General features: G+C 74.2%; 22 protein-coding genes. 8 read left to right on the plus strand and 14 right to left on the minus strand.

The features are described 5' to 3' along the window. Positions 1-105 precede the first annotated feature (105 nt). Entirely contained in the window at positions 106-687 is a 582-nt protein-coding gene (locus E2C05_RS15305; protein WP_133220516.1) for a DUF2889 domain-containing protein, read from the minus strand. Positions 688-993: 306 nt separating this feature from the next. On the opposite strand from E2C05_RS15305, the gene E2C05_RS15310 reads away from it, so the two are divergent. After that, on the plus strand, positions 994-3,168 hold the full coding sequence (locus tag E2C05_RS15310; RefSeq protein WP_158292143.1) for a PAS domain-containing sensor histidine kinase: 2,175 nt from the start codon (positions 994-996) through the stop codon (positions 3,166-3,168). A 78-nt stretch (positions 3,169-3,246) separates the two neighbouring features. Here E2C05_RS15310 and E2C05_RS15315 read toward each other — a convergent pair whose 3' ends face one another. Both E2C05_RS15315 and aroB read right to left on the minus strand, forming a co-directional pair. After that, positions 3,247-5,232, minus strand: a complete 1,986-nt coding sequence (locus E2C05_RS15315) for an HWE histidine kinase domain-containing protein (protein WP_133220518.1) — start codon at positions 5,230-5,232, stop codon at positions 3,247-3,249. Positions 5,233-5,688: 456 nt separating this feature from the next. Further along, positions 5,689-7,443: a 3-dehydroquinate synthase gene (gene aroB / locus E2C05_RS15320; protein WP_240046751.1), complete on the minus strand. Its 1,755-nt coding sequence runs from the start codon at positions 7,441-7,443 to the stop codon at positions 5,689-5,691. A 50-nt stretch (positions 7,444-7,493) separates the two neighbouring features. Here aroB and E2C05_RS34015 point away from each other — a divergent pair, with 50 nt between their 5' ends. Together E2C05_RS34015 and E2C05_RS15325 are read left to right on the plus strand one after the other, a co-directional pair. Then, positions 7,494-7,640 carry a hypothetical protein gene (locus tag E2C05_RS34015; RefSeq protein ID WP_192912471.1) on the plus strand — a complete coding sequence of 49 codons (147 nt, stop codon included), beginning with the start codon at positions 7,494-7,496 and terminating at the stop codon, positions 7,638-7,640. A 234-nt stretch (positions 7,641-7,874) separates the two neighbouring features. Continuing rightward, positions 7,875-8,816: a tyrosine recombinase gene (locus tag E2C05_RS15325; protein ID WP_133220519.1), complete on the plus strand. Its 942-nt coding sequence runs from the start codon at positions 7,875-7,877 to the stop codon at positions 8,814-8,816. On the opposite strand, the gene E2C05_RS15330 is transcribed toward E2C05_RS15325, so the two are convergent. The 5 genes from E2C05_RS15330 to dut form a co-directional block, all read right to left on the minus strand. After that, entirely contained in the window at positions 8,789-9,619 is an 831-nt protein-coding gene (locus tag E2C05_RS15330) for a class I SAM-dependent methyltransferase (protein WP_133220520.1), read from the minus strand. The two genes, E2C05_RS15325 and E2C05_RS15330, sit on opposite strands and share 28 nt — an antisense overlap. A 938-nt stretch (positions 9,620-10,557) precedes the next feature. Next, on the minus strand, positions 10,558-11,514 hold the full coding sequence (locus E2C05_RS15335) for a Hint domain-containing protein (protein ID WP_133220521.1): 957 nt from the start codon (positions 11,512-11,514) through the stop codon (positions 10,558-10,560). 343 nt (positions 11,515-11,857) lie between these two features. Continuing rightward, positions 11,858-12,232 carry a DsrE/DsrF/DrsH-like family protein gene (locus E2C05_RS15340; RefSeq protein WP_133220522.1) on the minus strand — a complete coding sequence of 125 codons (375 nt, stop codon included), beginning with the start codon at positions 12,230-12,232 and terminating at the stop codon, positions 11,858-11,860. Next, positions 12,229-13,050 (minus strand): HesA/MoeB/ThiF family protein, encoded by an 822-nt coding sequence (locus tag E2C05_RS15345; protein WP_133220523.1) that lies wholly within the window; start codon positions 13,048-13,050, stop codon positions 12,229-12,231. Before E2C05_RS15345 ends, E2C05_RS15340 begins: the two co-directional genes overlap by 4 nt. 46 nt (positions 13,051-13,096) lie before the next feature. Then, a complete protein-coding gene (gene dut / locus E2C05_RS15350; RefSeq protein ID WP_133220524.1) occupies positions 13,097-13,570 on the minus strand; it encodes a dUTP diphosphatase in 474 nt (157 codons plus the stop codon). Between the two features lie 119 nt (positions 13,571-13,689). Here dut and E2C05_RS15355 point away from each other — a divergent pair, with 119 nt between their 5' ends. After that, a complete protein-coding gene (locus tag E2C05_RS15355) occupies positions 13,690-14,745 on the plus strand; it encodes an alpha/beta hydrolase (RefSeq protein WP_133220525.1) in 1,056 nt (351 codons plus the stop codon). A gap of 152 nt (positions 14,746-14,897) precedes the next feature. On the opposite strand, the gene solA is transcribed toward E2C05_RS15355, so the two are convergent. Further along, on the minus strand, positions 14,898-16,028 hold the full coding sequence (solA, locus tag E2C05_RS15360) for an N-methyl-L-tryptophan oxidase (protein WP_133220526.1): 1,131 nt from the start codon (positions 16,026-16,028) through the stop codon (positions 14,898-14,900). Positions 16,029-16,111: 83 nt separating this feature from the next. Here solA and E2C05_RS15365 point away from each other — a divergent pair, with 83 nt between their 5' ends. Beyond that, positions 16,112-17,347 carry an amidohydrolase/deacetylase family metallohydrolase gene (locus E2C05_RS15365; protein WP_133220527.1) on the plus strand — a complete coding sequence of 412 codons (1,236 nt, stop codon included), beginning with the start codon at positions 16,112-16,114 and terminating at the stop codon, positions 17,345-17,347. A 204-nt stretch (positions 17,348-17,551) separates the two neighbouring features. Here E2C05_RS15365 and coaBC read toward each other — a convergent pair whose 3' ends face one another. The 3 genes from coaBC to E2C05_RS15380 all read right to left on the minus strand — a co-directional run bounded on the left by coaBC (position 17,552) and on the right by E2C05_RS15380 (position 20,279). Continuing rightward, on the minus strand, positions 17,552-18,739 hold the full coding sequence (gene coaBC / locus E2C05_RS15370) for a bifunctional phosphopantothenoylcysteine decarboxylase/phosphopantothenate--cysteine ligase CoaBC (RefSeq protein ID WP_133220528.1): 1,188 nt from the start codon (positions 18,737-18,739) through the stop codon (positions 17,552-17,554). Next, positions 18,739-19,617 (minus strand): TauD/TfdA dioxygenase family protein, encoded by an 879-nt coding sequence (locus E2C05_RS15375; protein WP_133220529.1) that lies wholly within the window; start codon positions 19,615-19,617, stop codon positions 18,739-18,741. The genes coaBC and E2C05_RS15375 overlap by 1 nt, the downstream gene beginning before the upstream one ends. Before the next feature lie 206 nt (positions 19,618-19,823). Further along, positions 19,824-20,279, minus strand: coding sequence for a MarR family winged helix-turn-helix transcriptional regulator (locus tag E2C05_RS15380; protein ID WP_133220530.1), 456 nt, complete (start codon positions 20,277-20,279; stop codon positions 19,824-19,826). 86 nt (positions 20,280-20,365) lie between these two features. On the opposite strand from E2C05_RS15380, the gene E2C05_RS15385 reads away from it, so the two are divergent. Beyond that, complete coding sequence (locus E2C05_RS15385) at positions 20,366-21,049, plus strand: glutathione S-transferase family protein (protein ID WP_200306201.1); 684 nt, start codon at positions 20,366-20,368, stop codon at positions 21,047-21,049. Next, a complete protein-coding gene (locus tag E2C05_RS15390) occupies positions 21,046-21,375 on the plus strand; it encodes a DMT family transporter (RefSeq protein ID WP_133220532.1) in 330 nt (109 codons plus the stop codon). The genes E2C05_RS15385 and E2C05_RS15390 overlap by 4 nt, the downstream gene beginning before the upstream one ends. Positions 21,376-21,492: 117 nt before the next feature. Here the strand turns inward: E2C05_RS15390 and E2C05_RS15395 are convergent, their stop codons facing one another. Both E2C05_RS15395 and E2C05_RS15400 read right to left on the minus strand, forming a co-directional pair. Further along, complete coding sequence (locus tag E2C05_RS15395) at positions 21,493-23,571, minus strand: acetate--CoA ligase family protein (protein WP_158292144.1); 2,079 nt, start codon at positions 23,569-23,571, stop codon at positions 21,493-21,495. 151 nt (positions 23,572-23,722) lie between these two features. Then, on the minus strand, positions 23,723-24,688 hold the full coding sequence (locus tag E2C05_RS15400; protein WP_158292145.1) for a Bug family tripartite tricarboxylate transporter substrate binding protein: 966 nt from the start codon (positions 24,686-24,688) through the stop codon (positions 23,723-23,725). A gap of 148 nt (positions 24,689-24,836) precedes the next feature. Here E2C05_RS15400 and E2C05_RS15405 point away from each other — a divergent pair. Continuing rightward, the coding region (locus E2C05_RS15405; RefSeq protein WP_158292146.1) for an SRPBCC family protein at positions 24,837-25,328 on the plus strand (492 nt) is incomplete at its 3' end.

Raw genomic sequence — 25,328 nt, forward strand, 5'->3', positions numbered from 1 at the left:
CGCCAGGCGGGTCCGGGCCGCCCGGCGGCGCCGGCGTCCGTCGCGGCCGGCGCAGGGCGGATCGCCGCCGGGAAGGCCGCGCCGCGGGGCGGACCGGCCCGTGCGCTACTCCGCCGCCCGTTCCCGCAGCCAGGGCCAGCGCGCCAGCGTCACCGGGCTGTCCGGCGCATAGGCGATGCAGGTGCCCAGCATGGCCGGCTTGCGCTTCGGCACATGGCCGGTGGCCAGCGCCCGGTCGGTCTCCGCCTGCTCCCGCGCCGCGCGGACGGGGTACAGGGTCTGGAAGGCGACCGTCGCCATCTGCCCCAGCAATTCCCGCAGATGCGTGCAGCCCAGCGTCCCGCCCACCCGCTCGGCCACCGCGCGGTTGAAGCCGGGGCCGATGCGCAGTCCGGCGAGGCGGGCGAAATTCGGCGCTGCGCCGGGGCAGATGCCATAGGGCGTGTGGTCGGACGCCGCCTCGGCGGCGACGATCTCCATCTCCTCGCTCACGGTCAGGCGCAGGAACAGGCCGTGCAGCGGCTCCCCCGGCGCGATGGTGCCGCGGTCCTCGTTCTCGAAGGGATAGGCCTTGGTATCCTCCAGATGCGCCTCGATGTCGTAGAGCCCGTCGGCGCGCTTCCAGCCGCGGATGTCGATGGCGCGGCGATGCAGCATCTCGCGCGGGGCGGGGTCGGACAGCGGCATGCGGCAGGGCTCCGGACGGTCGTTCGTCCAAGCACCTAATGGAGATCCGCGCCCGGTTGAACCACCACCCGCCGTGGATCAGCCCTGCGCGGCGCGGCCTTTCCCCCGCCTGTGATGGATCGTTGCGGCGCCGGCGGTCGCCCGAAGCGCTGCGCTCCGCTAATGGTTCCCGAGGAGCGGATCGCGGCGCGGCATGAAGGGCCCGCAGCGTCGATCCGCCCCGAGAACGGCAGGCCAGGGCGGCGCAGTGCGTGGATTGCAATGCCGACCGCCAGGGCCGCACGCTCGCCGACGGGGGATCGGACCATGCCCGATGATGGCCGGCCCGCCCTGCCGGACCTTGATTGCATCCGGCACTTCGCCGCCGTCTCGCCCATGGCTGTGGCCGTGCTGCACGGGCCGTCGCAGCGGATCGGCTATGCCAATCCCACCTTCCTCGCCGCCGCCGGACTGACGGAGGCGGCGCTGCTAGGCCGGTCGCTGGCCGAGGTCTTCCCCGACCTCCCGCGCCGCCACCGCGCCATCCTGGAACGGGTCCGCCGCGGCGGGACGGCGCGGGCCGAAGCGGTGGCGCTGCCGCCGGGCGGCGACCCGCCGCGGCTGTGGGATGCCGAGATGTCGGCCATGCGCGGCGCCGATGGCCGGCCGGCCGGCGTGCTGCTGCTGCTGCACGAGGTGACGGCGGCGCGCGCGGCGCTGCGCGCGGCGGAGGCGGCGCGGGCCACGCTGGACGCGCTGTTCCGCCACATCCCCGAAGGGCTGATCCTTGCCTCGGCGCCCGATGTGCGGCTGACCCGCGTCAGCGACCATGCGCTGGGCCTGGTCGGCCGCGCGGCGGCGGAGGTGCTGGACCAGGAGGCGGCGCTGCACCCCGCCACCTGGCAGGTGCTGCAGGCGGACGGCACCACCCCGGCCCGGGCCGAGGACCTGCCGCTGACCCGCGCGGTGCGGCAGGGCGAGACGGTGCAGCAGGAAACCTGGGTGCTGCGCCGGCGCGATGGCGGGCTGGTGCCCATCCTCTGCAGCGCCGGCCCGATCCGCGACGAGGCCGGGGCGGTGCAGGGCGGCATCCTGGCCTTCCGCGACGTCACCGCGCTGCGCGCCGCCGAGGACGCGCTGGCGCTGCAGGAATCCCGCTACCGCGCCCTGGTGGAGGCCGGGGCGCTGGCGGTCTGGATCGCCACGCCGGCGGGCGCGCTGCAGGACAGCGCGAGCTGGACGGCGCTGACCGGCCAGGCCCCGGCGGAGGCCGGCGGCATGGGCTGGCTGAAGGCGATCCACCCCGAGGACCGGGAGCGCGCCCGGGCCGCCTGGCGCGATGCCATCCTCGGCGGCCGGCCCTACGAGGTGGAGTACCGCATCCGCACGCCGGAGGGCTGGCGCTGGACCGCGGCGCGCGCCGTGCCGCGGCGGGATGCCCGCGGCCTCATCCTCGAATGGGTCGGCACCAACACCGATATCGAGGCGCGGCGACAGGCCGAGCACGGGCTGCGGGCCAGCGAGGCGCGCTTCCGCACCCTGGCCGAGGCGATGCCGCACCTGGTCTGGCAGACCGATGCCGACGGGCATGTGGAATACGTCAACCGCCGCTTCCGCGACCTGACCGGGCTGGACGCGGGCGACATCGCCCTGGAGGGCTGGAAGGCCGCGCTGCACGCGGAGGACCGGGCGGCGCTGCGCCCGGGCTGGCAGCGGGCGCTGGCGGCCGGCGCCGAATACGACGTGGATGCGCGCATCCGCACCGCCACCGGCGGCACGCGCTGGCACCGGGTGCGGGCGGCGCCGGTGCGCGACGCCCGCGGCCGCATCCGCCACTGGGTCGGCACCTGCACCGACACGGAGGAGCGGCACCAGGCCCAGGCGCGGCTCGAGGAAGCGCTGGCGGCGCAGGAACGGCTGGTGCGGGAAGCCGACCACCGCATCAAGAACAGCCTGCAGCTGGTGGCCGCCCTGCTGCGGCTGCAATCCGGCCGCGCCGGGGATTCCACCACGCGGGCGGCGCTGGAGGCGGCGACCTTGCGCGTGCAGGCGGTGGCGGAGGCGCACCGGGCGCTGCAGCGCAGCCCGGACCTGCGCAGCGTCCGCCTCTCGGACATGCTGCGGGAGCTGGCGGCGGGCGCGACGGTGCAGCATCCGGGCGCCGACCTGCGGACCACGGCGCCGGACGGGCTGACGCTCGATGCCGAGCGGGCGATCCCGCTGGCGCTGATCCTGTCGGAGCTGGTGGCCGAGGCGCTGCGGCAGGAACCGGGCGACGGCCCCGGCCCGGTGGTGCGGCTGGACGCCCGGGTGGAGGATGGGCGGCTGACCGTCTCGGTCGCCGATGGCGCGGTGGGCGTCTCGGCGGCGAGCCCGGCAGGGCTGCTGGGCGCGACGGTGGTGCGCGCCCTGGTCCGGCAGATCGGCGCCGAGCTGGAGCGCGGGCCGGCGCCGGATGGCGGGATGCAGGCGGTGCTGCGGCTGGGGCTGGAGGCGAGCTGACGCAGCCGGACCCGGACGCGGCCAGGATGCCATCGCCATAGTGCGCGGTGCCCCCGGTCCCTCGGGGCCCCCGCCGCGTCAGGCCGCCACGCCCGGCAGGGGCAGCACTAGGTCGCATGCCAGCCCCGCCGTCTCCCAGGCCAGCGCCACCCGGCCGCCGAGCTGGCTGCGCACCGTCCCCTCCAGCACCCGGCTGCCGAAGCCGGGCCGCGCCGGCGGCCCCGGCACCGGCGGGCCGCCCCGCTCCTCCCAGCGCAGCGCCAGCTCGGGCGGGGTGCCCGGCCGCAGCGACCAGCGCACCGCGAGCCGCCCGGCCGCGGCCGACAGCGCGCCGTGCTTCACCGCATTGGTCGCCAGCTCATGCACCGCCATGGCCAGCGGCTGCGCCGCCAGCGGCGGCAGCGGCACCAGCGGGCCGTCCAGCACCAGGCGCTGGCCGCCCAGGAAAGGCCCGAGCTCCGCCAGCAGCAGCGTCCGCAGGTCGGCGCCCTGCCAGCGATCGGCCGCCAGCAGGCTCTGCGCGCGGGCCAGCGCCGCGACGCGGCCTTCCACGGCGCGGACATAGGATGGCAGGTCGGGCGCCCGCGTCAGCCGCAGCACCGACTGCACCACGGTCAGCGCGTTCTTCGCGCGGTGGTCCACCTCCCGCGCCAGCAGCGCCTGCCGCTCCTCGGCCAGCTTGCGCTCCGTGACGTCGAGGAAGAGGACGGCGAAGCGCTCCGGCTCGGTGCGGTAGGCGATCACCTCGAACCAGCGGCCGAGCGGCGCCGCGCGGTATTCGGCATGCACCGGCATGCCGCTGTCCACCGCCCGGCCGAAGGTCTCGGCCCAGAAGGGCTCGATGCCGGGAATCGCATCGGTCAGCCGCCGGCCGAGCACCCGCGCCGCCGGGATGCCGGTCAGCCCCGCCCAGGCCGCATTGACCTCGAGGAAGCGCAGATCCGCCGGCCGGCCCGCGCCGTCGCGGAGGATCTCGCAGAGCGCCACGCCCTCATGCATGTTGCGGAACAGGCCGCGCCAGCGCGCCTCGCTCGCCCGCAGCGCCGCCTCGGCCCGGGCGCGGCCGACGGCGCTCGAGGTCCGCTCCGCCACCTCCTGCACCAGGCGTTGCTCCTCCGGCGTCCAGCGGCGCGGCGCGCGGGCATGCGCGAACAGCGCGGCAGCCAGCCGGCCCTCCTTCACCAGCGGCACGGTCAGCAGGGCGCGGGCGCCGATCGCGCGGTACACCGCCGCGGCCGCCGCCCGCTCGGCGGGCAGGACGCCGGCATCCTCCACCGCCACGGTGCGGCCGGCGCAGAAATCGGCGATGACGCTGCCGGCATGGTCGCGCAGCGCACGCCGGCCGCCGAGGCCCGGCATGCCCGGCGCGCACCACTCGCCCTCGATGCGGTAATGCGCGCCATCCGCCTCCACCTCGGCATAGCCGGCGCGGTCGCAGCCGAGATGCCGGCCCACCGCCTCCGCCGCCGCGGCCATGACGGCGCGCGGGTCGTCCAGGTCGCGCAGCCGCGCCTCCAGCGCCAGGCGGAAGGCCTGCCGGCGGCTGGACTGCACGCGGCCGGTGATCTCGTCGCAGGCGCAGAACATGCCTTCCACCCGCCCCGCCGGGTCCCGCACCGGCGTGTAGGAGAAGCTGAAATGCGCCTCCTCCGGATAGCCGTTGCGATGCATGGTGAAGGCGATGTCGTCCATCTGCGTCGGCTCGCCGGCGAAGGCGCGTTCGAGGATCGGGCCGACCTCGTCGAGGATGTCGAACCAGACGCAGCGGAAGGGCGCGCCGAGCGCCGCCGGATGCCGCGCGCCGCAGAGCGGGGCATAGGCGTCGTTGTAGAGCATCGTCCGCTCCGGCCCCCAGGCGACGAACATCGGCTGGCGGGCGCCAAGCATGACGGCGACCAGCGTCTTCAGCGCGGCCGGCCAGCCGGCGGGCGGGCCGAGCGGCGTGTCCTCCCAGCGATGCGCCCGGATCATCCCCCCCAACATGCCGCCGCCGGCGAGGAAGGCGCGCGTCGCGGGCAGGCCGGCGTCGCCCGCCAGGGCGGCGCCGAACGGTGGTTCGGACATGCGCGACCAGAAACCGGTCCGTCGTGGCGCTGTCCATCAACGGCACCGTGAACGGTACGATTTCCGGCGCGACACGACCGGCGGAGCGTGCCGCGCGGGCCGGGACGGGTTGCGTCGGCGGAAAGTCGGGCGACCGGTTGCCTACCGCGCGCGATGCGGCGGCATGGTCGCCGAAGACTGCCTGACTCTCTGCCGCGGCAGGCCTGTCCGCCGACGCGACACGGCGCTGGTCAGTACGCGACCAGAGGCGATGGCCACCGCGCCGGAGGTCGGGGCCGGCCCGGCAGGGACAGGGCGCCACGGCCTGGAAGGGCCTCGCTCCGGCGCCACGCTGCCGGGCGCGGAGGCGCCGGGCCGTCACCCGGGAAGGCCGCCGACCGGCGTGATCATCGTCCCCTGCGCGCCGCGGCCGCGGCGGGCGCGCGGGCGATCAGCCCGGGTGCCTGTCCGGGCCTGTCAGGCCTCGCAGCCCTCGTCGCGCAGCAGGCTCTCGACCATCGCCGGCGACACCTCGCCGGTGGTCACCGCCTCCCCCGGCCCGTGCAGCAGCACGAAGCGCAGCGCGCCGTCCCGCGCCTTCTTGTCCTTGCGCATCCGCCCCAGCAGCGCCGAGGCCGAATGGCGCCGCGGCAGGTCGCGGATGCGCGCCGGCAGGCCGCAGGCCTCGAGGTGGGAGATCACCCGCCCCGGCAATTCCTGGCTGCACTGCCCCAGCCGCGCCGACAGCGCGGCGGCGAGGCCGAGCCCGATGCCCACGGCCTCCCCATGCAGCAGGTCGCCGCCATAGCCGCTCTCGGCCTCCAGCGCATGGCCGAAGGTGTGGCCGAGGTTGAGCAGCGCGCGGCCGCCCTCGGCGCTCTCCTCCCGCTCATCGCCCGCGACCACCGCCGCCTTCAGCCGGCAGCTTTCCAGCACCGCATGCGCCTGCGCCGCCACGTCGCCGGCGACCAGCGCCGCGCCATGCGCCTCGCACCAGCGCCACAGCGTCTCGCCCGACAGCAGGCCGTGCTTCGCCACCTCGGCATAGCCGGCGCGGAGCTCGCGCGGCGGCAGGGTGCGGAGCGTCGCCATGTCCGCCAGCACGATGCGCGGCTGGTGGAAGGCGCCGACCAGGTTCTTGCCGAGCGCCAGGTTGACGCCGGTCTTGCCGCCGACGCTGGAATCGACCTGCGCCAGCAGCGTGGTCGGCACCTGCACGAAGGGCATGCCGCGCATCGCCACCGCCGCGGCGAAACCCGCCAGGTCGCCGACCACGCCGCCGCCCAGCGCGACGACGCCGGTGCGGCGGTCGGCGCCCGCCGCCAGCATCCGCTCCAGCACGGACTGCAATTTGGAAAAATCCTTGCTGGCCTCGCCGGCCGGCACGGCGAGCTCGGCCAGGATCTGGAACCCTGCCTCCTCCAGCCCCGCCCGCAGCGCCGGGCCATGCAGCGGGCCGACCGTCTCGTCCGTCACCACCACCACCCGGCGGGCCGGCAGCACGGGAGCGAGCAGCGCGCCGGCGCGCTCCAGCAGGCCTTCGCCGACCACGATGTCGTAGCTGCGGTCCCCCAGGGCGACGGGCAGGCGGGCCGGCGGCCGGTAGGCCTCCAGCGCGTCCTGCACCCGGCGCGTGGTGGTCTCGGGGCTTTCGTCGGTGCACTGGATCACGAGGTCGGCCTCGGCATAGAGCGGGTGGCGCGCCGTCATCAGGCGCTGCAGCACCTCGGCAGGGTCGGCGTTGAGGAACATCGGCCGGTGGTCGCGGCCCGCCACGCGCTTCAGCAGCGTCGGCAGCCGGCAGCGCAGCCAGACCGAGACGGCGCCGGAAGCCTGGATGGCGGCGCGGGTGCGGGCATCGGCGAAGGCGCCGCCGCCGGTCGCCAGCACCACCGGCGGGCCGGCCAGCAGCCGGCTGATGACGCGGCGCTCGCCGTCGCGGAAATGCGGCTCCCCGTAGCGGGAGAAGATCTCGGTGATCGGCAGGCCGGCGGCCGCCTCGATCTCGGTATCCGCATCCAGGAAGGGCAGGCCGAAGCGGACGGAGAGCCGCCGGCCGATCGAGGACTTGCCGGACCCCGGCATGCCGACCAGCACCACGCTCCGCCCCTGCAGCCAGGGGCGGACGGCCAGGCCCGTCACCGGCGCGGACCAGCCCTCGCGCTCCGGCGGGGCCGGGGCGTCGGGGTCGCTGGCGGACGATGCGGTGGCGGCGGCGATGTTGCGTGACACGGTGCCGGAGGCTAGCACACCGCCGCCTTTCCGCGAGGACCCCGCCCGCAATGTTCCGACGGCCCCTTCTGCTGCTCGCCGCGATCCTTGTGGCCCTGGTGGCGGCGGGGCTGCTGGCCATCGGCGCCTTCCCCCCCGCGGTCACGCCGAAGCCGGTGGAGCGGGTGGTGCCCAATGACCGCTTCCAGACGCGCTAGGGCGTGCCATATCCACGCCCGCGGCAGGCTCCGGCCATCGTCACTCGACCATCGTCGCGCGTCCGGATGATGGCGTCCGAACGCGCTCCGCCATAGTGCCGGGCAGCCGCACCCGGTTGCCGATGGCGGCGCAGGGCGGCGCGCCCTCGGCATCGCCCGGCGAGCCGTGCCGCCTCCCCCGCCCTGGACGGCCGCGGCCCCCCAGGGCCGGGTCCTAGCGGGTCAGGCGGGCGCGTGGCGGCGCGGCACCTTGAAGCCTTCCTGGAGATGCTGGCGGCCGAGCGCGGCGCCGCCCGCAACACCCTGTCGGCCTATGCGGCCGACCTGCAGGACTTCTTCGCCTTCGCCATGGCCGCCGGGGCCGCCCCGACCGAGGCGGGGACGGAGCTGCTGCGCGCCTATCTCCGGCGGCTGAGCGACCTCGGCCTCCGGCCCCGCACCGCGGCGCGCCGGCTCTCCGCGCTGCGGCAGTTCTTCCGCTTCCTGGCGCGCGAGGGGGTGCGGCCGGACGATCCGACGGAGCTGCTGGACGGCCCCCGCCCCACCCCCGCCTTGCCCAAGGCGGTGACCGAGGCGGAGGTGGAGGCGCTGCTGGCCGGCGCGGCGCGGCTCGACGGGTATCGCGGCCGGCTGGCGACCGCGGCGGTGGAGCTGCTCTACTGCTCCGGCCTGCGGGCCAGCGAATTGGTCACGCTGCCGGCCGCGGCGCTGCGGCCGGACGCGCCCATGGTGGCGGTGCGCGGCAAGGGCGGGCGGGAAAGGCTGGTGCCCATCTCGACCCGGGCGCGCGGGGCCGCGACGGCCGCGCGGAAGGCGCTGGCGGAGACGGGGCGGCCGAGCGCCACCGGGCCGCGGGCGCAGCGCTGGCTGTTCCCCTCCCGCGCCGCGTCCGGCCACATGACGCGGCAGGCCCTGGGCCTGCTGCTGAAGGACGCCGCCGTGGCGGCAGGGCTGGATCCCGAGCGGGTGAGCCCGCATGTGCTGCGGCATTCCTTCGCCAGCCACCTGCTGGCGCGCGGCGCCGACCTGCGCAGCCTGCAATTGCTGCTCGGCCATGCCGACATCGCCACCACCCAGATCTACACCAAGGTGATGGAGGAGCGGCTGCGCGCCCTGGTCGAGGCGCATCACCCGCTCGCCGCCGAGGATCAGGCCCGGCTGGCCGACAGCGAATAGGCCAAGGGCAGCCAGGGCCGGTCCGGCCAGGCCCAGAGCCCGTCGGCATCCCGGACCAGGCCGCGGAACATCCGCCAGGTGACGCGCGGGTGCTCATGCAGCCAGTCCAGCGCCAGCCCGGCCTCGCGGAGCGCGCCGATGACCGACCCGACCGGGTGCATCCAGGTCGTCTCGCGCGTCTGGCGCAGCGTGGCTTCGGGGTTGGCGTAGTCCTCGGTCGCCTCCAGGACCACGGGCCCGTCCTGGAAATACGGCACCAGCCAGCCGGGGCGCTGCGCCGTCGCACCCTCTCCGTCCTGATCGAAGACCATGGCGACGGGATGACCCTCCGCCAGGTAGAGCCGCCCGCCGGGCCTGAGGAAGCCGGCGACGATGCGGGCCCAGCCGGCGATGTCCGGCAGCCAGCCCAGCGCCCCCCAGGTGACGAAGACCAGGTCGAAGCCGCCCGGCTCCGGGATGGCCTGCGGCGCGGCGTGGAGATCCGCCTCGACGAAGCGGGCGCGGCCGGCGAGGCCGAGTTCGGCGGCAAGGCCGCGCGCCGCCGCGATGGCCGAGGGGGAGAAATCGAGCCCCACGACCGTGGCCCCGCGCTGGGCGAGGGTCAGCGTATCCTCCCCCAGGTGGCATTGCAGGTGCAGCACCCGCAGGCCGGCGACCGGGCCAAGCTCCGCCTCGACGATCGCGTCCAGCCGCCCGGTGCCGGCCCGCAGGGCGGAGAGGTCGTAGCCGCCGGGGGCAAGGTGGATGGCGGTCCGCTCCTCCCACAAGGCGAGGTTGCTGGCCCGCCAGTCGGGATCGGTCATCGCGGTCACTCCGGGCCTCGGCGAAGGGGCGAAGGGGCGAAGGGGCGAAGGGGCGAAGGGGCGAAGGGACGAAGGGGCGAAGGGGCGAAGGGGCGAAGGGGCGAAGGGGCGAAGGGGCGAAGGGGCGAAGGGGCGAAGGGGCGAAGGGGCGAAGGGGCGAAGGGTGGCGCGGCGCGGCCCCGCGACGCAATCGGCGACCGAGGGCGGTCCGGAATGGCCGCGATCCGTCGGGGAATGGTTGCGGCCTGCCCTGCCCAGGCCTGGGGACGGCCTTCGCCCGCCGGACCTCGACCCGGGATGGCCAGCCGGGCCGCACCATCGGGCGGCGCGACGAGTCCCGCCGGCCGGCGGCACCGCGGGCGGACCTGCGCCCGCCCGGCAGATCCTGCGGCACTGCCCGCCAGGATGCGCGACCGCGCGGGACCCTGCCGCCGCCCGCCGGGGGACCGCGCGGTGCGGCGGGAAGGCGGCGCAGCATCGGCGTCAGGCGATCGATCCTTCGCGCGACATGCCGGTTCATCGGAACCCGCGAGCCGCTCCAGGTCGTCGCGGGCAGGGCGGCCTCAGGCCGCTCCGCGATCCGCCCCGGCCCGCGCCGGCCGGTGGCGGGCCGCGACCCGGAGGTGGCCAACGGCTGCGCGTTGCCGACGGGGAGGAGACCCGGCGGCGCGCCATGCGGCAGGGCCGTGCAGGCCCCCGTGCGGACCAGCATGTCCGCGGAGGAGGAAGCCCACCGCCGTCACCCGGCCCGGCGGGCGGGTGCGGGGACGGGCCGGCATGCCGGCACCGGATCGCCGCAGGCATGCCGGGGTCGAGGCGGCGAAGGAATGCCCTTCGGGAACCGGGCGGCTCTGGCAGCCGCATGGCCCGCCGTCGGGCATTCCTTTGCCCAGGCTCAGGGGCCCACGCTCAGGGGCCCTGGCTCAGGCGGCCCTGGCTCAGGCGGCCCGTGTGAGGCCCGAGAGCAGGGCGGCGCGGCCGGCCAGATGGGCGCGGGTGGCCTGCGGGACCTGGCGCTGCGCCTTGGCGCGGGGCAGGTCGAGCTCGGCGATCGCGGCATCCTCGCCGTAGAGGGCGAGATGCTCGGCCCAGTTGTCGAAGGCGCGGCGGCCGGCATTGTCGACGAAGGTCTCGGCCGGCACGCCCTCGGCCAGGATCAGCTCATGGCTGGCCAGTTCGACATGGTGGTAGGTGAAGATGGCCGGGACGGCGGCCTCGCGCCGGATGGTGCTGCCATTGACCAGGGCGCCGGCCTGGACGAGCACGCCGTCCAGCAGCAGGGCATGGTCGGGGGAGACGAGCAGGTCGCGGGCGGGCAGGCCCTCGGCCAGGGCGCCGGCCTGGATGCGGATGGGCAGGACGCGCAGCGGATCGGCGAAGAGGGTGGCGACCGTCTGGCGGCCGACCCAGCGGACCGGGCGGGCCTGGCCATCGGCGGTGAGGACGAGGTCGCCGATCGCCAGGGTCTCCACCGCCGCCTCGCCATCCGGGGTGCGGATGCGCGTGCCGGGGTAGAAGCAGATCACCGTGCCATCGACGAAGACCGGCTTGTCGGTCTCGGGGTCGTTGGTCATGACGTAGTCGATGTGCCGGTCCTGGTCGAAATCGGTCTGGCTGAAGAAGACCTTGGCCTGCTTCCCCGTGCCGTCGGCATTCTTGATGCTGTGGGCGCGGAAGCCGGTGATGATGTCGCCGGTGGCCGCATCGGTCGCCGTGGCGATGCCGTCATAGACGAAGGTCGTGGTCCCGACGTTGAATTTCTCGCCGATTTCCAGGCTGGGCCCGGCGCCCGTCAGGTCCGTGGTGACCGTCACATTCGGCAGGGAGTCGCCGACCGTCATCTGCGACGAGCCCTTGGCGATGGTGAAGATGTACCAGTCTGCAGAAATCGACATGTAGCGCTCCAGGGTCAGGCCACCGTGCGCACCTGCCCGTGCCGGCGCGTCACGTTGTATATGGCATACGGTATTTCGAGTTGATGTATCAACCCACAGTTTTTGCCACCGCCCCGATTGCGCGCATGAGGTGCTGGGCCCGGCCCGGCGGCATGGCCGAACCGTTCGCTAGCTGACTTAACCAGAAGTAAACCCCCGGAGTGCCTCGATTGCCGCCCTGGCAGCAATGCGGCGCCGCGCCGGCACCCATGCGCCGGCCGGCCGGACCGGGATTAGCCGCATCGCGGCAGGCTGCGACGTCCCGGCGGTTGCCGGGTGGCGGGGCCCGCGCCCCGGCCCGCGGCTACAGCGTGGCGATCTGCCCTTCGCCCACCGCGGCGAGGAAGGTCGCCACCCCGGCGACCTCCACCCCCGGCGCCAGGTCGCCGGGCGCGATGTCCTCCGCCCGCAACCCGGCCTCGCAGACGATGCGGCGGATGCCGAGATCCGCCGCCGCCGCCATGAGCGTGGCGATGCCGGCCACGCCGCGCGCTTCCAGCGCCGCCTCCCGCGCCGCCGCCGCCAGCGGCGCGGCGGCGAGGAAGAGCCGGCAGCCGGCATTGGTGGCGAACAGCGTCACCTCCCGCCCCAGCGCCGCAGCGCCGGTCGCCAGCACCAGGGCGTAATGCGCCCGGTCATGGTCGCCCGAGAGCAGCAGCACGCCCAGCCGCGCGGTCACGCGGTGCAGGCCAGGACGGCCGGGCGATGCGCCGACAGGTCGCGGATGGTGGCGCCTTCGCCGCACAGGGCGCAGCCGGGGTCGCGCCGCAGCTTCACCGTGCGGAAGCGGGTGTCGAGCGCGTCCCAGAGCAGCAGCCGCCCCGACATCCCCTCCCCGATCCCGAGGATTTCCTTCAGCACCTCCGTCGCCTGCAGCGTGCCCATCACGCCCGTCACGGCGCCCAGCACGCCGGCTTCCGAGCAGCTCGGCACCAGGCCGTCCGGCGGGATCTCGGGGTGCAGGCAGCGGTGGCAGGGATGCGGCGGGCCGGCATGCGACTTGAAGGTGGACAACTGGCCTTCGAAGCGTAGCACCGCCGCCGAGACCAGCGTGCGCCCCAGCAGGTGGCAGGCATCGCCGAGCAGGAAGCGCGTGGCGAAATTGTCGGTGCCGTCGCAGACGATGTCGTAGCGCGGGATCAGGTCCTGCGCCGTCGCCGCATCCAGGCGGGTGGCATGGACCTCGACGCGGATCTCGGGGTTCAGCGCCGCCAGCGTCTCCGCCGCGCTGTCCGCCTTGTTGCGGCCGATGCGGCTGGTCGCGTGGATCACCTGCCGCTGCAGGTTCGACAATTCCAGCGCGTCATGGTCCACGAGGCCGATGGTGCCCACGCCGGCCGCCGCCAGGTAGAGCGCGAGCGGCGCGCCCAGCCCGCCGGCGCCCACCACCAGCACCCGGGCGGCGCGCAGCCTCGCCTGGCCCACCGCGCCGACATCCTGCAGCAGGATGTGGCGGGAATAGCGATGCAGCTCGGCATCGGTGAAGTCGAGGTCCATGGCGGCGATATGGGGCGGCGCGGCGCGCGGGGCCAGGGCGGGGGAGCTACCGCGACCCGGTGGAGCCGAAGCCGCCCGCCCCGCGGTCCGACGGCGCGGTGAATTCCTCCACCACCGAGAATTCCGGCCGCAGGATGGGCACGAAGACCATCTGCGCGAAGCGATCCCCGGGCGAGAGACGGATGGGCGGCGTGCCCGGGCCGTTGCGGTTCCAGGCGCTGACCATGACCGGGCCGGTGTAGTCCGCATCGATCAGCCCGACCAAGTTGCCCAGCACCAGCCCCTGCTTGTGCCCCATGCCGGAGCGCGGCAGCACCAGCGCGGCATAGCCGGGATCGCCGATATGGATGGCGATGCCGGAGGAGATGAGGGCGGGCGGCGCGCCCGGCGCGATCTCGATCGGCGCATCGAGGCAGGCATGCAGGTCCACCGCCGCCGCCATCGCGGTCTGGTAGCGCGGCAGGCCCCAGTCGCGCAGCCGCGCATCCAGCACCTTCAGCTCGATCCCCGGTCCCGCCATGGCCCATCCTCCGCCCGTCCGGTCCCGCTTCGGGCCGGCAAGCGGCGTGGTCAAGCCCCGGTGGCTTGCCCCGGCGGCCGGGCAGGCGTGGAGTGGCGGCACCGGAGGAGGAGACGCCCATGAACACCTCAATCCCCATGTCGGGCCTGCTGCTGGCCGCCGCCCTGCTGGGCCTCTCGCCCGCCGCCCTCGCCCAGGGGTTGCCGCCGCGCGACGTCCCGGCCCGCAGCCTGCCGGTGCCCGGCACCGTCAGCCCGCAGCTGCAGGCGCTGATCGGCCAGCCGCTGCGCACCGGCTGGAACACCCCGCCCACCACGCCGGAAGGCTGGCGGCAACTGGCCGAGGCCGGCGCCGCCGCCACCCGCCGCCTGCTGCCCGGCTTCAAGGAACGGCTGAAGGTGGATGTCGAGGCCGGCGAGATGGGCGGCGTGAAGGTCTTCAAGGTCACGCCGAAGGACATCCGCCCGGAGAACGCGAACCGCCTGCTGATCCACATCCATGGCGGCTGCTACGTGCTGAACCCGGGCGAGGCCGGGCTGACCGAGGCGATCTTCATGGCCGGCTTCGGCGGCGTGCGCGTCATCTCGGTGGATTACCGCATGCCGCCGGAGGCCTATTTCCCCGCCGCGCTGGACGACGTCGTTTCGGTGTGGAAGGCGGCGATCCGCGATACCGACCCGAAGCGCATGGCGGTCTTCGGCAGTTCCGCCGGCGGCGCGCTGACGCTGGAGATGATGCTGCGCCTCAAGGCGGAGGGGCTGCCGATGCCGGCCGCCATCGCGCCAGGCACGCCGATGTCCGACGTCACCGGCGCGGGCGACAGCTTCCAGACCAATGCGCTGGTGGACAATGTTCTGGTGGCGGTGGACGGCTTCTGCCATGCGGCGACGCTGTTCTACGCCAATGGCCATGATTTGCGGGATCCGCTGCTGTCGCCTGTCTACGGCGACGTGGCGGGCTTCCCGCCCACCATCCTCACCACCGGCACGCGCGACCTGCTGCTGAGCAACACGGTGCGGATGCACCGCAAGCTGCGCCAGGCGGGGGTGGAGGCGTCGCTGCAGGTCTTCGAGGGCCAGTCGCACGCGCACTACAACCGCGACGACACCGCGCCCGAGAGCCGCGAGGCATTCGCGGAGATCGCGCAGTTCTTCGGCCGGCACCTGGCACGATAGGGACGATCGGCGAGGAGGTATCCGCCCGTTGGACGCCTGTGGCGTCCAACCCCGCCTCTATGTCTGGCAGCCTGGGCTGCGAGCACGGGAGAGCCAACCCACAGAAAGCAAAGGTGGGGCTCGGGGAGGAAATGCTTTTTCCTCCCCGACCTTTACCACCGCCCCAGCCGCAGGAACCCGATGTCGTGCGGCGTCGTCCCGTCCCGGGTGGCGAGGTCGGCCAGGATCTCCCCGATCACCGAGCAGAATTTGTAGCCGTGGCCGGAGCAGGGCGAGGCGACGACCACCTGCCTGTGCGCGGGATGGTGATCCAGCACGAAATGCTCGTCCGGGGTGTTGGTGAAGAGGCAGGCGCGCAGCGCCATGGTCGGGCCGGTGCCGTGGGGAAAGTAGCGGTTGGCGAAGGCGCGGAGGATCGCCTCGTCCTCCGCCTCCACCTCGCGGTTCATCGCCTCGGCCGGCATGCGTTCCTGGCGGTGGTTGTAGCGGCCGAATTTGAACCCGGGCACCTCCACCACGGGGAAGCCGTAGTAGCGGCCCTCCGCGGCCTCCAGGTTGAAGACCGGGAAGCGTTCCGGGGTGAAAAGCTCGGGCTTCTGCGGCTGCAGCCAGGCCAGCACCTGGCGTTCCGGCACCGCCAGGCCCTGCAGCAGCGGCGCCAGGTCGGCCATCCAGGCGCCGGCGGTCAGCACCAGCCGCGCCGCCTCATAGCGGCCGCGATCGGTGGTGACGACCACGCCCTCGCCGCCCGCGCGGGCTTCCCAGCCCAGCACCCGCTCCCGCGCATGAATCTCGGCGCCCGCCGCCTGGGCGGCGCGCACATGCGCGACGATGGCCCGCTCGCTCATCACATAGCCGCCCTGCGGCTGCAGGACGAAGCGCATGCCGGCGGGCATGGCATAGCCGGGGAAGCGGGCATTCACCTGCTCGCCCGTCAGCACCTCATGCGTCAGGTCGTGCAGCCGGGCGGATTCGATGGCGCCGTTGAACACCACCCCGTCCTCCAGCCCCCCGTCGAGCGAGCCATGGGTGTGCAGCACCCGCTCGCCGGTCGCCGCCTCCAGCTCCCGCCACAGCGCATAGGCGCGGTGCAGCAGCGGCACATAGGCCGGGTCCTCGTAATAGGGCAGGCGGATGATGCGGGTGACGCCGTGCGAGGAGCCCATCGCATGCGGGATGTCGAAGCGTTCCAGCCCCAGCACACGCTGGCCGCGGCGCGCCAACTGCCAGGCCGTGGCGCTGCCCATGCCGCCGATGCCCACCACGATCACGTCGTATGCCATGGCCCACCCCGATCACCGGTCATGCTTCCATGCCATAATCCGCCGGGCCGGGGCCCTGCAACGAGACTACGGGAGGGAACCCCATGAACGACCTGTCGCGCCGCGCCCTGCTGGGCGGGGCGGCCCTGCTCGCGCCCGGCGCCGCCTTCGGCCAGGCCCCGCGCCACGACCTGCTGATCAAGGGCGGGGAGGTTGTGGACCCCTCCCAGACCCTGCGCGGCCGGCGCGACGTGGCGATCCGCAACGGCCTGGTCACGGCGGTGGAGGCCGACATGCCCGCCGCTAGCGCCACCCAGGTGATCGACGCATCGGGCAAGCTGGTCTGCCCCGGCCTGGTGGACCTGCACGCGCATGTCTATCCGGAGGTCTCGGCCATCGGCCTGCCGGCGGATGAGCTGGTGCCCTTCACCGCGACCACCACCTATGTCAGCGCCGGCGATGCCGGCAGCAGCACCTTTTCCCTGTTCCGGCACGCCGTGATGGCGCGCAGCCGCACAAGGCTGCTGGGCTTCTGCCACATCGCCAATTTCGGCCTGGCCGGCTTCCCCGTGGGGGAGATGCTGAACATCGACCACGCCATGGTGGAGCTGGCGGCGAAGACGGTCGCCGAGAACCGCGATGTCTGCCTGGGCGTGAAGGTGCGCATGACGCAGGAGGTGGTGGGGACCAACGGGCTGGAACCGCTGCGCCGCGCCATCCAGGCCGCCGCCCTGGCCGGGCCATGGGCGCGGGTGATGTGCCATATCGGCAATGCGCCGGGCGATATCGAAGCGGTGCTGGACCTGCTGCGCCCCGGCGACATCCTGACGCATGCCTTCAGCGGCGCCGGCAACAACACGGTGCAGAATGGCCGCGTGGTACCGGCGGCGCTGCGGGCGAAGCAGCGCGGCGTGGTGATCGATGTCGGCCATGGCGGCGGCAGCTTCGACTACACGGTGTTCGAGCCGGCGCGCGACCAGGGCTTCGGCCCGGACGTGATCAGCAGCGACCTGCATGCAGTGTCCGGCAACACCCCGGGCCTGCCCTTCCTGCCCTGGGTGATGAGCAAGTTCCTCAACAACGGCTACAGCCTGGACCAGGTGGTGGCGATGGCGACGGTGGCGCCGGCGAGGTTCATCGACCGGGTGGAGAAGCTCGGCACCCTGCAGGTGGGCGCGCCGGGGGATGTCTCCATCCTCGAGCTGGTGCGGGAGCCGGTGGAGTTCCTGGACACGCGCAACAACCGCCGACAGGGCACGCAATGGCTGAAGCCGATGCAGACGGTGAAGGCCGGGCGGCCCTTCGGGCGGCCCTTCCCGTCGCCCTTCGCGTGGCCGTGAGGCGCGCGCTACGGGAGGGGCTTTGCCCCTCCCGCACCCACCCCACCAGGGGTCAGGCGACCCCTGGACCGGCCTGAGTCAACGACGGGAGGGAGACCCCCAGCGGGGGTCTCCCTCCCGTCGTTAAACCCGAGGGTTCCAAGGGCCCTTCGGCCCTTGGCGGGTGGGGTTTGGGGAGGGCAGAGCCCTCCCCAATGCGCCGCGTCAGCCGGCGTGCTCCGCGATGCGCCGCGACAGGCGCTCGGCCACCTCCGCCTTCGGCAATTCCGGCCAGTCCTCCACGCCCTCCGCCGTCACCAGGTGCACGGTGTTGCGCTCGCCGCCCATCACGCCGCCGGAGACGTCGTTCGCCACGATCCAGTCGCAGCCCTTGCGAAGCCGTTTTTCCGTCGCGTGCTGCACGACCTTCTCCGTCTCCGCCGCGAAGCCCACCACCAGGCCGGGGCGCTGCGCGTGGCGGGAGAGCGTCGCCAGGATGTCGGGGTTCAGCGCCATCTCCAGCGTCGGGGCGCCCGCCCCGGGTTCCTTCTTCAGCTTCTGCGTCGCCTCCCGTGCCACGCGCCAATCCGCCACCGCCGCCGCCATCACGGCGATGTCGGCGGGCAGCGCCGCCTCGCAGGCCGCAAGCATTTCCCGCGCCGATTCCACCCGCACCACCATGACGCCCGGCGGGTCCGGCACCGTCACCGGGCCGCTGACCAGCGTGACGCGCGCCCCCAGCGCCGCCAGCGCCGCGGCGATGGCATGGCCCTGCTTGCCGCTGCTGCGGTTGGCGATGTAGCGCACCGGATCGATCGGCTCATGCGTCGGGCCGGAGGTCACCAGGGCGTGCCTGCCGGCCAGCGGGCGCGTACCGGGCGCAAGGATTGCCTCGATGGCCACCAGGATCTCCGGCGGCTCCGAGAGGCGGCCCGGCCCGCTCTCCGGCTCAGCCATCGCGCCCGTGCCCGGTCCCACCACCCGCACGCCGCGCGCCTGCAGCAGCGCCAGGTTGGCATGCGTCGCCGGATGCTCCCACATCGCCGGGTTCATCGCCGGCGCGACCAGCACCGGCGCGCGCGTCGCCAGCAGCACCGTCGCCGCCAGATCATCCGCACGCCCCTGCGCCATGCGGGCCAGCATGTCGGCCGAGGCCGGCGCCACCACCACCAGGTCCGGCCAGCGCGCCAGGCGGATATGGCCGATCTCCGCCTCCGCCGCCCAGAGGTCGTCATGCACGCGCTGGCCGGTGATGCCCGCCAGCGCTTCCTTCGTCACGAAGCGCGCGCCGCCGGCGGTCAGGATGGCCGTCACCGTCGCGCCCGCCCTGCGCAGCAGGCGCACCAGGTCCAGCGCCTTGTAGGCGGCGATGCTGCCGGAGACGACCAGCAGCACCTTGCGCTCCTGCAGCATCAGACCGGCCGCTCGCCCTTCACCGTCACGCGGTTGCCGTAGCGCCGGTGCGGCCAGTAGTCCCACATGGCGCGGTGCTGGGCGCAGCGGTTGTCCCAGAAGGCCACGCTGTTCGGCTGCCAGCGGAAGCGGCACTGGAACAGCGGGTTTTCCATGTGCTCGTACAGGTAGCCAAGGATCGCGTCGCTCTCGTCCCGCGGGATGCCGAGGATGCGCGTGGTGAAGCCGCGGTTCACATACAGCGCGCGTCGCCCGGTGACGGGATGGGTGCGCAGCACCGGGTGCTCGGCACGCGGGTAGCGTGGCTTGTCCCCCACGCCCTCGTTCGCATACATGCCGCGATAGACATGCTCGCCGCTATGCTCGGCGACCAGACCGTCCAGATAGGCCTTCATCCGGTCCGACAGCGCGTCATGGGCCGCGTACATGCTGGCGAACAGCGTGTCGCCACCCGCCGGCGGGCATTCCTTGATGTAGAGGATGCTGCCCATCGGCGGTTCCTCGTCGCAGGAGACGTCGGAGTGCCACCCCTCCCCGTTCGCACGCTTCGAATTCTCGTCCGCCTTGATGACCATCAGCTCGGGATGGCCCGGCTCGTGCGGCGCGGCCGGGTGCAGGTGCAGCTCCCCGAAGCGGCGGCCGAATTCCAGGTGCTGGTCCTGCGTCATGCGCTGGTCGCGGAAGAAGATCACCAGGTGCTCGGCCAGCGCCCGGTGGATCTCGTCCATCTGCCGGTTGGTCGGCGCGGCCAGGTCGACGCCGGAAATCTCGGCGCCGATCACCGGCGTCATCCGGTCCAGCCGGATGGTCTCGTAGGGCTGGCCCGGCTCGTACCGGGCCTTGATGCGCGGGCCGTCGAAGCTTCTGAGCGAGGACATTGCGGATTCCCCCTGATGTTTGCCGGAGGCTAGAGCAGATCGCCGCAGGGCGGAAACGCCCGCGGGCGTGGATCTGCCCTGCCGGCGCATCCCGTAGGCCGCCGCGGGGCGGAAACGCCCGGGGTCGTCAATCGGCTCTGCCATCGCATCCCGCAGGCCGCCGGAAGCAGGAAACGCCCGGGGGGCGACCTGCCTTGCAACACCCCTTAGCCCGGCTCCGCCGGCGGGGCCAGCAGCCGGTCCAGCAGGGCGGCCAGGGTCGCGGCCTCCGCCTCCGTCAGATGCGCGCCCATATGCCGGCCGATGGCCGCGGCATAGGCCGGCCACATCGCCGCCAGCAGGGCGCACCCCCGTTCCGTGATCGTCAGCACCTGGCCGCGGCCATCCGCCGGGGTCGGCGCCCGCACGACATGCCCGGCCGCCGCCAGCCGGTCCACCAGGCGGGAGAGGTTGTACTGCGCCAGCAGCATCGCCCCTTCCAGCTGATAGGGCCGCAGGCCGGCCTCCCCCGCCCGGCGCAGTTCCAGCAGGGCGTCGTACCAGGCCAGCGGCGGGAAGCCGGCCCGCTTCAACTCGGCCTCCACCGCGCCCAGCACCCGGTGGCGGGCGCGGACCAGCCGCACCCAGGCAGCCACCACGGCATCAGGGGGAATGGCGGTCATCACGGATCATGATCACCCGGCGGCCAGGGCCTGGATAGGATGCGGCCATCCGGATGCAGTTGCATCCACCATGCCGGAGCCCCGCCATGATCCTCGTCAGCCACCACCTCTGCCCCTATGTCCAGCGCGCCGCCATCGCCCTGGCCGAGAAGGGCGCGTCCTTCGAGCGCGTGACCATCAGCCTGGATGCCAAGCCGGACTGGTTCACCGCCCTCTCCCCCCTCGGCAAGGTGCCGCTGCTGCGCGTGCCGCGCGCCGACGGGACGGAGGCCGTGCTGTTCGAAAGCGCGGCGATCTGCGAGTTCATCGAGGACACCGTCCCCGGCCCCCGCCTGCATCCGGAGGACCCAGTGGACCGCGCCCGCCACCGCGCCTGGATGGAGTTCGGCAGCGTCATGCTGGGCGATATCTGGGGCCTGGAGACGACGCAGGACCCGGCGGTGTTCGAGCAGAAGCGGCAGGCCGTCGCCGCCAAGGCGGCGAGGCTGGAGGAGGCGTTGGAATCCGCGTCGCCCGGGGGCCCCTTCTTCGCCGGACCGCGCTTCTCCCTGGTGGATGCGGTGTTCGGCCCGGTCTTCCGCTATTTCGACGTCTTCGACGGGATCGCCGACACCGGCGTCTTCGCCGGCCTGAAGCGGCTGCAGGCATGGCGGCTTGCCCTGACGGCGCGGCCCTCGGTGCGCGGCGCGGTGGCGCCGGACTATGCCGACCGGTTGCGCGCCTTCCTCGACTGGCACGACGCGCATCTGCTGCGCTGGCGCCCGGCGTGACGCCGGGCCTCGCCTGGGGCGCCCTGCTGCTGGCCGGGGCGCTGGACGTGGCCTGGGCCATCGCCATGAAGCGCGCCGCGGGCTGGAGCAACCTGCCCTGGAGCCTCGCCGCCCTCGCCCTGCTCGGCGGCTTCACCTGGCTGCTGGGCAAGGCGCTGCAGGCGGTGCCGCTGGGCACCGCCTATGCGGTCTGGACCGGCCTCGGCGCCGCCGGGACGGTGCTGGCCGGCGCCCTGCTGTTCGGGGAGGCGGTCACGCCGTTGCGGCTGCTCGGCATCGCGCTGGTGCTGGCCGGGATCCTGGCGCTGAAGCTCGCGCCGGGTTAGGGCAGATCCCGCTCAGGTGGACTCACCTGAGCGGGTGACGATGCTCGCGGAGTCAAATGACCGGAGCGGTCGCCGTGAGCCATGGCGAATGGAAACCGCTCCAGCCGGCGCGGCCCCTCACCCCGTCGCGCGCAGGATCACCGCGTCCAGCCCGAACCCGCCTTCCGGCAAGGCGAGGAAGGGGTTCACCTCCACCCCCGCCGCCTCCGGATGCGCCTCGGCGAAGCGGGACAGGGCGACCAGCGCATCGGCGATGGCGCCGAGATCCACCTTCGGCCGCCCGCGCGCCCCGTCCAGCAGCGGGAACCCCTTCACCGAGCGGATGAGGTCCAGCGCCGCATCCCGCGTCAGCGGCGCCAGGCGGAAGCCGACATCGCGCAGCACCTCCACGAAGACGCCGCCCAGGCCGAACATGAGCAGCGGCCCGAAGACCGGGTCGCGCGTCATGCCCAGCACCACCTCCACCCCGCCGCGCAGCATGGGGGAGACGAGGGCGCCGTTCACGCGCGCCTGCGGCGCCCGCTCGCGCACCTCCGCCAGCATCGAATCCCAGGCGGCGCGCAGTCCCGCGGCGTCGCACAGGTCCAGCCGCACGCCACCGGCCTCCGACTTGTGCGCGAGGTTGGGCGAGAGGACCTTCAGCACCACCGGCCAGCCCAGTGCCGCCGCCGCGTCGCAGGCCTCCTCCGCGCTGTGCGCGACGTAGGACGGCGCGAAGGGCAGACCCGCCTCGCTCAGCAGGGCACGGCAGGCGGCCTCGTCCAGCGGGCCGTCCGGAAGCGCGCGCGGCGCGGGCGACGGCAGGCCGGGCAGGCGGCGGTCCTGCTGCTCCCCCAGCCAGGCCAGCGCCGTCGCCGCCTGCATCGCCTGGTTCGGGTCGTCGAAGCCGGCGATGCCCATCTGCAGCAGCATGGCGCGCGTCGCCACCGGTGCGCGCATCCCGAACAGGAAGGGCACAAGCGGCCAGGCCTGCCGGGCGCGCTTCAGCGCCGGCAAAGCGGGGTCCAGCCGGGCCGGGTTCTCCGCCAGGAAGGCCAGGAACCCCACCAGCATGTCGAAGCGCCCGTGCCGCAGCATGATCTCCAGCATGCGGCCGAAGGCGTCCTTCTCGTTCGCCACCTGCGCGGTGGTGTCCACCGGGTTGCGCGTGCCGGCGAAGGAGATCACCGCGCGCAGTTCCGCCTGCGCCTCCTCCGGCAGGGCCGGCACGTCGAAGCCCTGCGCCGCCGCGGCATCGGCCAGGAAGGCGCCGGCGCCGCCCGAGATGGTCACGATCCCCACGGACCGCCCGCGCGGCAGCGGGCCGGCGGTGCAGGCGGCGGCGATGTCCGCCGCCTCGGCCAGCGACCCGGCGCGCCAGGCGCCGGCAGCCTGGAAGGCGGCGGCATAGCCGGCATCGGCGCCCGCCAGCGTGCCGGTATGGCTTTCGGTCGCCGCCGCGCCGACCTCGCTGGTGCCGACCTTCATCGCCACTACCGGCTTGCCGCGGGCGCGGCATTTCTCCAGCGCCGCCAGCAGCCGCGCGCCGTCCCGCGCACCTTCGAGGTAGGTGAGGATGACGCCCGTCGCCGGGTCGTCCGCCAGCCAGTCGATGCAGGCGGCGACATCCACGTCGCCCTCGTTCCCCGTGGTGACCAGATGGCTGATGCCGGCGCCGCGGTCGGCCAGCAGGGTGAAGCACCAGGTGCCCACCGCGCCGCTCTGCGTCGCGATCGCCACCCGGCCCGGCTTCGGCCAGGAGGCATGGAGCGAGGCGCTGAAGGTCGCATAGACCCCGTCGCCGGGGTTCATCAGGCCGAGCGCATTGGGTCCCAGCAGCCGGATGCCGCCCTCCCGGCAGCGCGCCACCAGCGCCGCCTGGGCGGCGCGGCCTGCCTCCCCCGTCTCGGCATAGCCGGCGCTGAACATCACCACGGCGCGGACGCGCTTGCGGATGCAGGCCTCGATCGCCGCGGGCACGGCGGCGGCCGGCACGGTGACGACGGCCAGGTCCACCTCCCCCGGCACGGCGTCGAGCGAGGCGAAGGCGGGCAGCCCCTGCACCTCCGGCGCATTCGGGTTCACCGGCAGGATGCGGCCGGCATAGCCGGCGCGCAGCAGGTAGGCGACCGGCCTGCCGCCGATCTTCGCCGGATCGGTGGAGGCGCCGATGACCGCGACGCTGCGCGGCCGGAACAGCGGGTCGAGGCTGCTCATGCGCCGGCCGGGGCCGCGCGGTGGTGGCGGTGCATCGGCGGTGTTCCCTTCCCTTTCCCGTATCCTGCGCCGTGGCGGGACGGGGGTGTCAATGCCGCCGCCCGGGGATGGCATCGCGCATCCGGGCCGCCGCGCCCCGGCGCCGCCGGCGCTACTCTTTCGCCATCCCCGCGTCCGCCGCGATGCGCGCCCAGCGCGCCAGGTCCTGCCGCACATGCGCCGCCAGCCAGTCCGGCGTGCTGGTGGAGGACGCGACGCCCATGGTCGCCATGAAGCGCCGCGCCTCCTCCGTCCCGCCGATCGCCACGATCTCCCAGTTCAGCCGCGCCACCGCCGCCTGCGGGCTGCGCGCGGGCATCCACACCGCATTCCAGGACGCGAAGTCGAACCCGGCCAGCCCCTGTTCCTGCATGGTGGGCACGTCCGGCAGCAGCGCGATCCGCTGCGCCGTGGTCACCGCCAGCACCCGCAGCGTGCCGGCGCGCAGATGCTCGACCGCCGGGCCGAGATCCACGACCATGTACTGGATGCGCCCGCCCAGCAGGTCCGCCACCGCCGCCGGCGTGCCGCGATAGGCCACCTGTTCCGCCCGGATGCCGGTGGCGGCCGCCAGCAGATGCGCCCCGGCGATCCCGCCGGCATTGCCGACGCCGTGGTTCAGCTGCCCCGGCCGCGCCAGGGCATGGGCGGTGAATTCCCGCAGGTCGCGCGCCGGGAAATCCGCCCGCACCAGCAGCCCCAGCGCGTTGACGGAGATGAGCGAGACCGGCGCGAAATCCTCCACCGGGTCGTAGCCCGGGTCGCGCATCAGGTTCGGGTTGGCGGCATGGGTGGAGACGGTGCCGAAGAACAGCGTGTGCCCGTCCGGCGCGGCGCGGGCGGCGGCGCGCGCGGCGATGGCGCCGTTGGCGCCGCCGATATTCTCCACCAGCACGGCCTGGCCCAGCACCCGGCCCAGCCGTTCGCCATAGAAGCGCGCCAGCGTGTCGGTGCCGCTGCCGGCGGGGAAGGCGACGATGGCGCGCAGTGGCCGGGACGGCCAGGCATCCTGCGCCGCGGCCGGCAGCGGCAGCAGCGTGGCGGCAAGCGGCGCGAGGCCGCGGCGGGTCGGCCGCATGGCGGTTGGTCCTCCTCCCGGGTGTTCTCGTTCCGCCTGCAATCCTGGCAGGCCGCGATCGGCCTGCCCAGCAGGGCCGCGCCCCGCCTTGCGCCGGGCGGTGTTGTTGCGCAGGCTGCGGGGCAACGAGAACCACCCGTGGGGATGGATGCCCGAGATTGCCGAACAGGCCCGCATCGCGGCGCCGCTGGAGACCGTCTGGCCGCTGCTGAGCGACCCGCAGGCCGTGGCCGGCTGCATCCCGGGCGCCGAGCTGGCGCCGGACCAGGGCGACGGCACCTGGCGCGGCACCGTCAAGGTCCGCTTCGGCCCGACCATCGCCACCTTCAAGGGCGAGGCGGCGCTGGACTACGACCATGCGGCGCATCGCTGCACGATCGAGGGGCGTGGGATCGATGGCCGCGGCGCCTCCCGCGCCCTCGCCTCCGGCCTGGTCGAGGCGCGGGCGGAGGGGGCGGAGACGCTGCTGGACGTGACCGGCCGCTTCACCGTCACCGGCCCGCTGGAGACCTTCGCCAATGCCGGCGGCGTGCATGTGGCGCGCGCCCTGCTGGCCGAGTTCAGCGGCAACATGGCGCGGCTGGTGGCGGAGCGCGCCCCGCCGCCGCCCGCCGCCGCGGCGGAACCCGCCCGGGTCGCG

It is taken from the genome of Paracraurococcus ruber (assembly GCF_004353985.1).
Taxonomy (GTDB): domain Bacteria; phylum Pseudomonadota; class Alphaproteobacteria; order Acetobacterales; family Acetobacteraceae; genus Paracraurococcus; species Paracraurococcus ruber.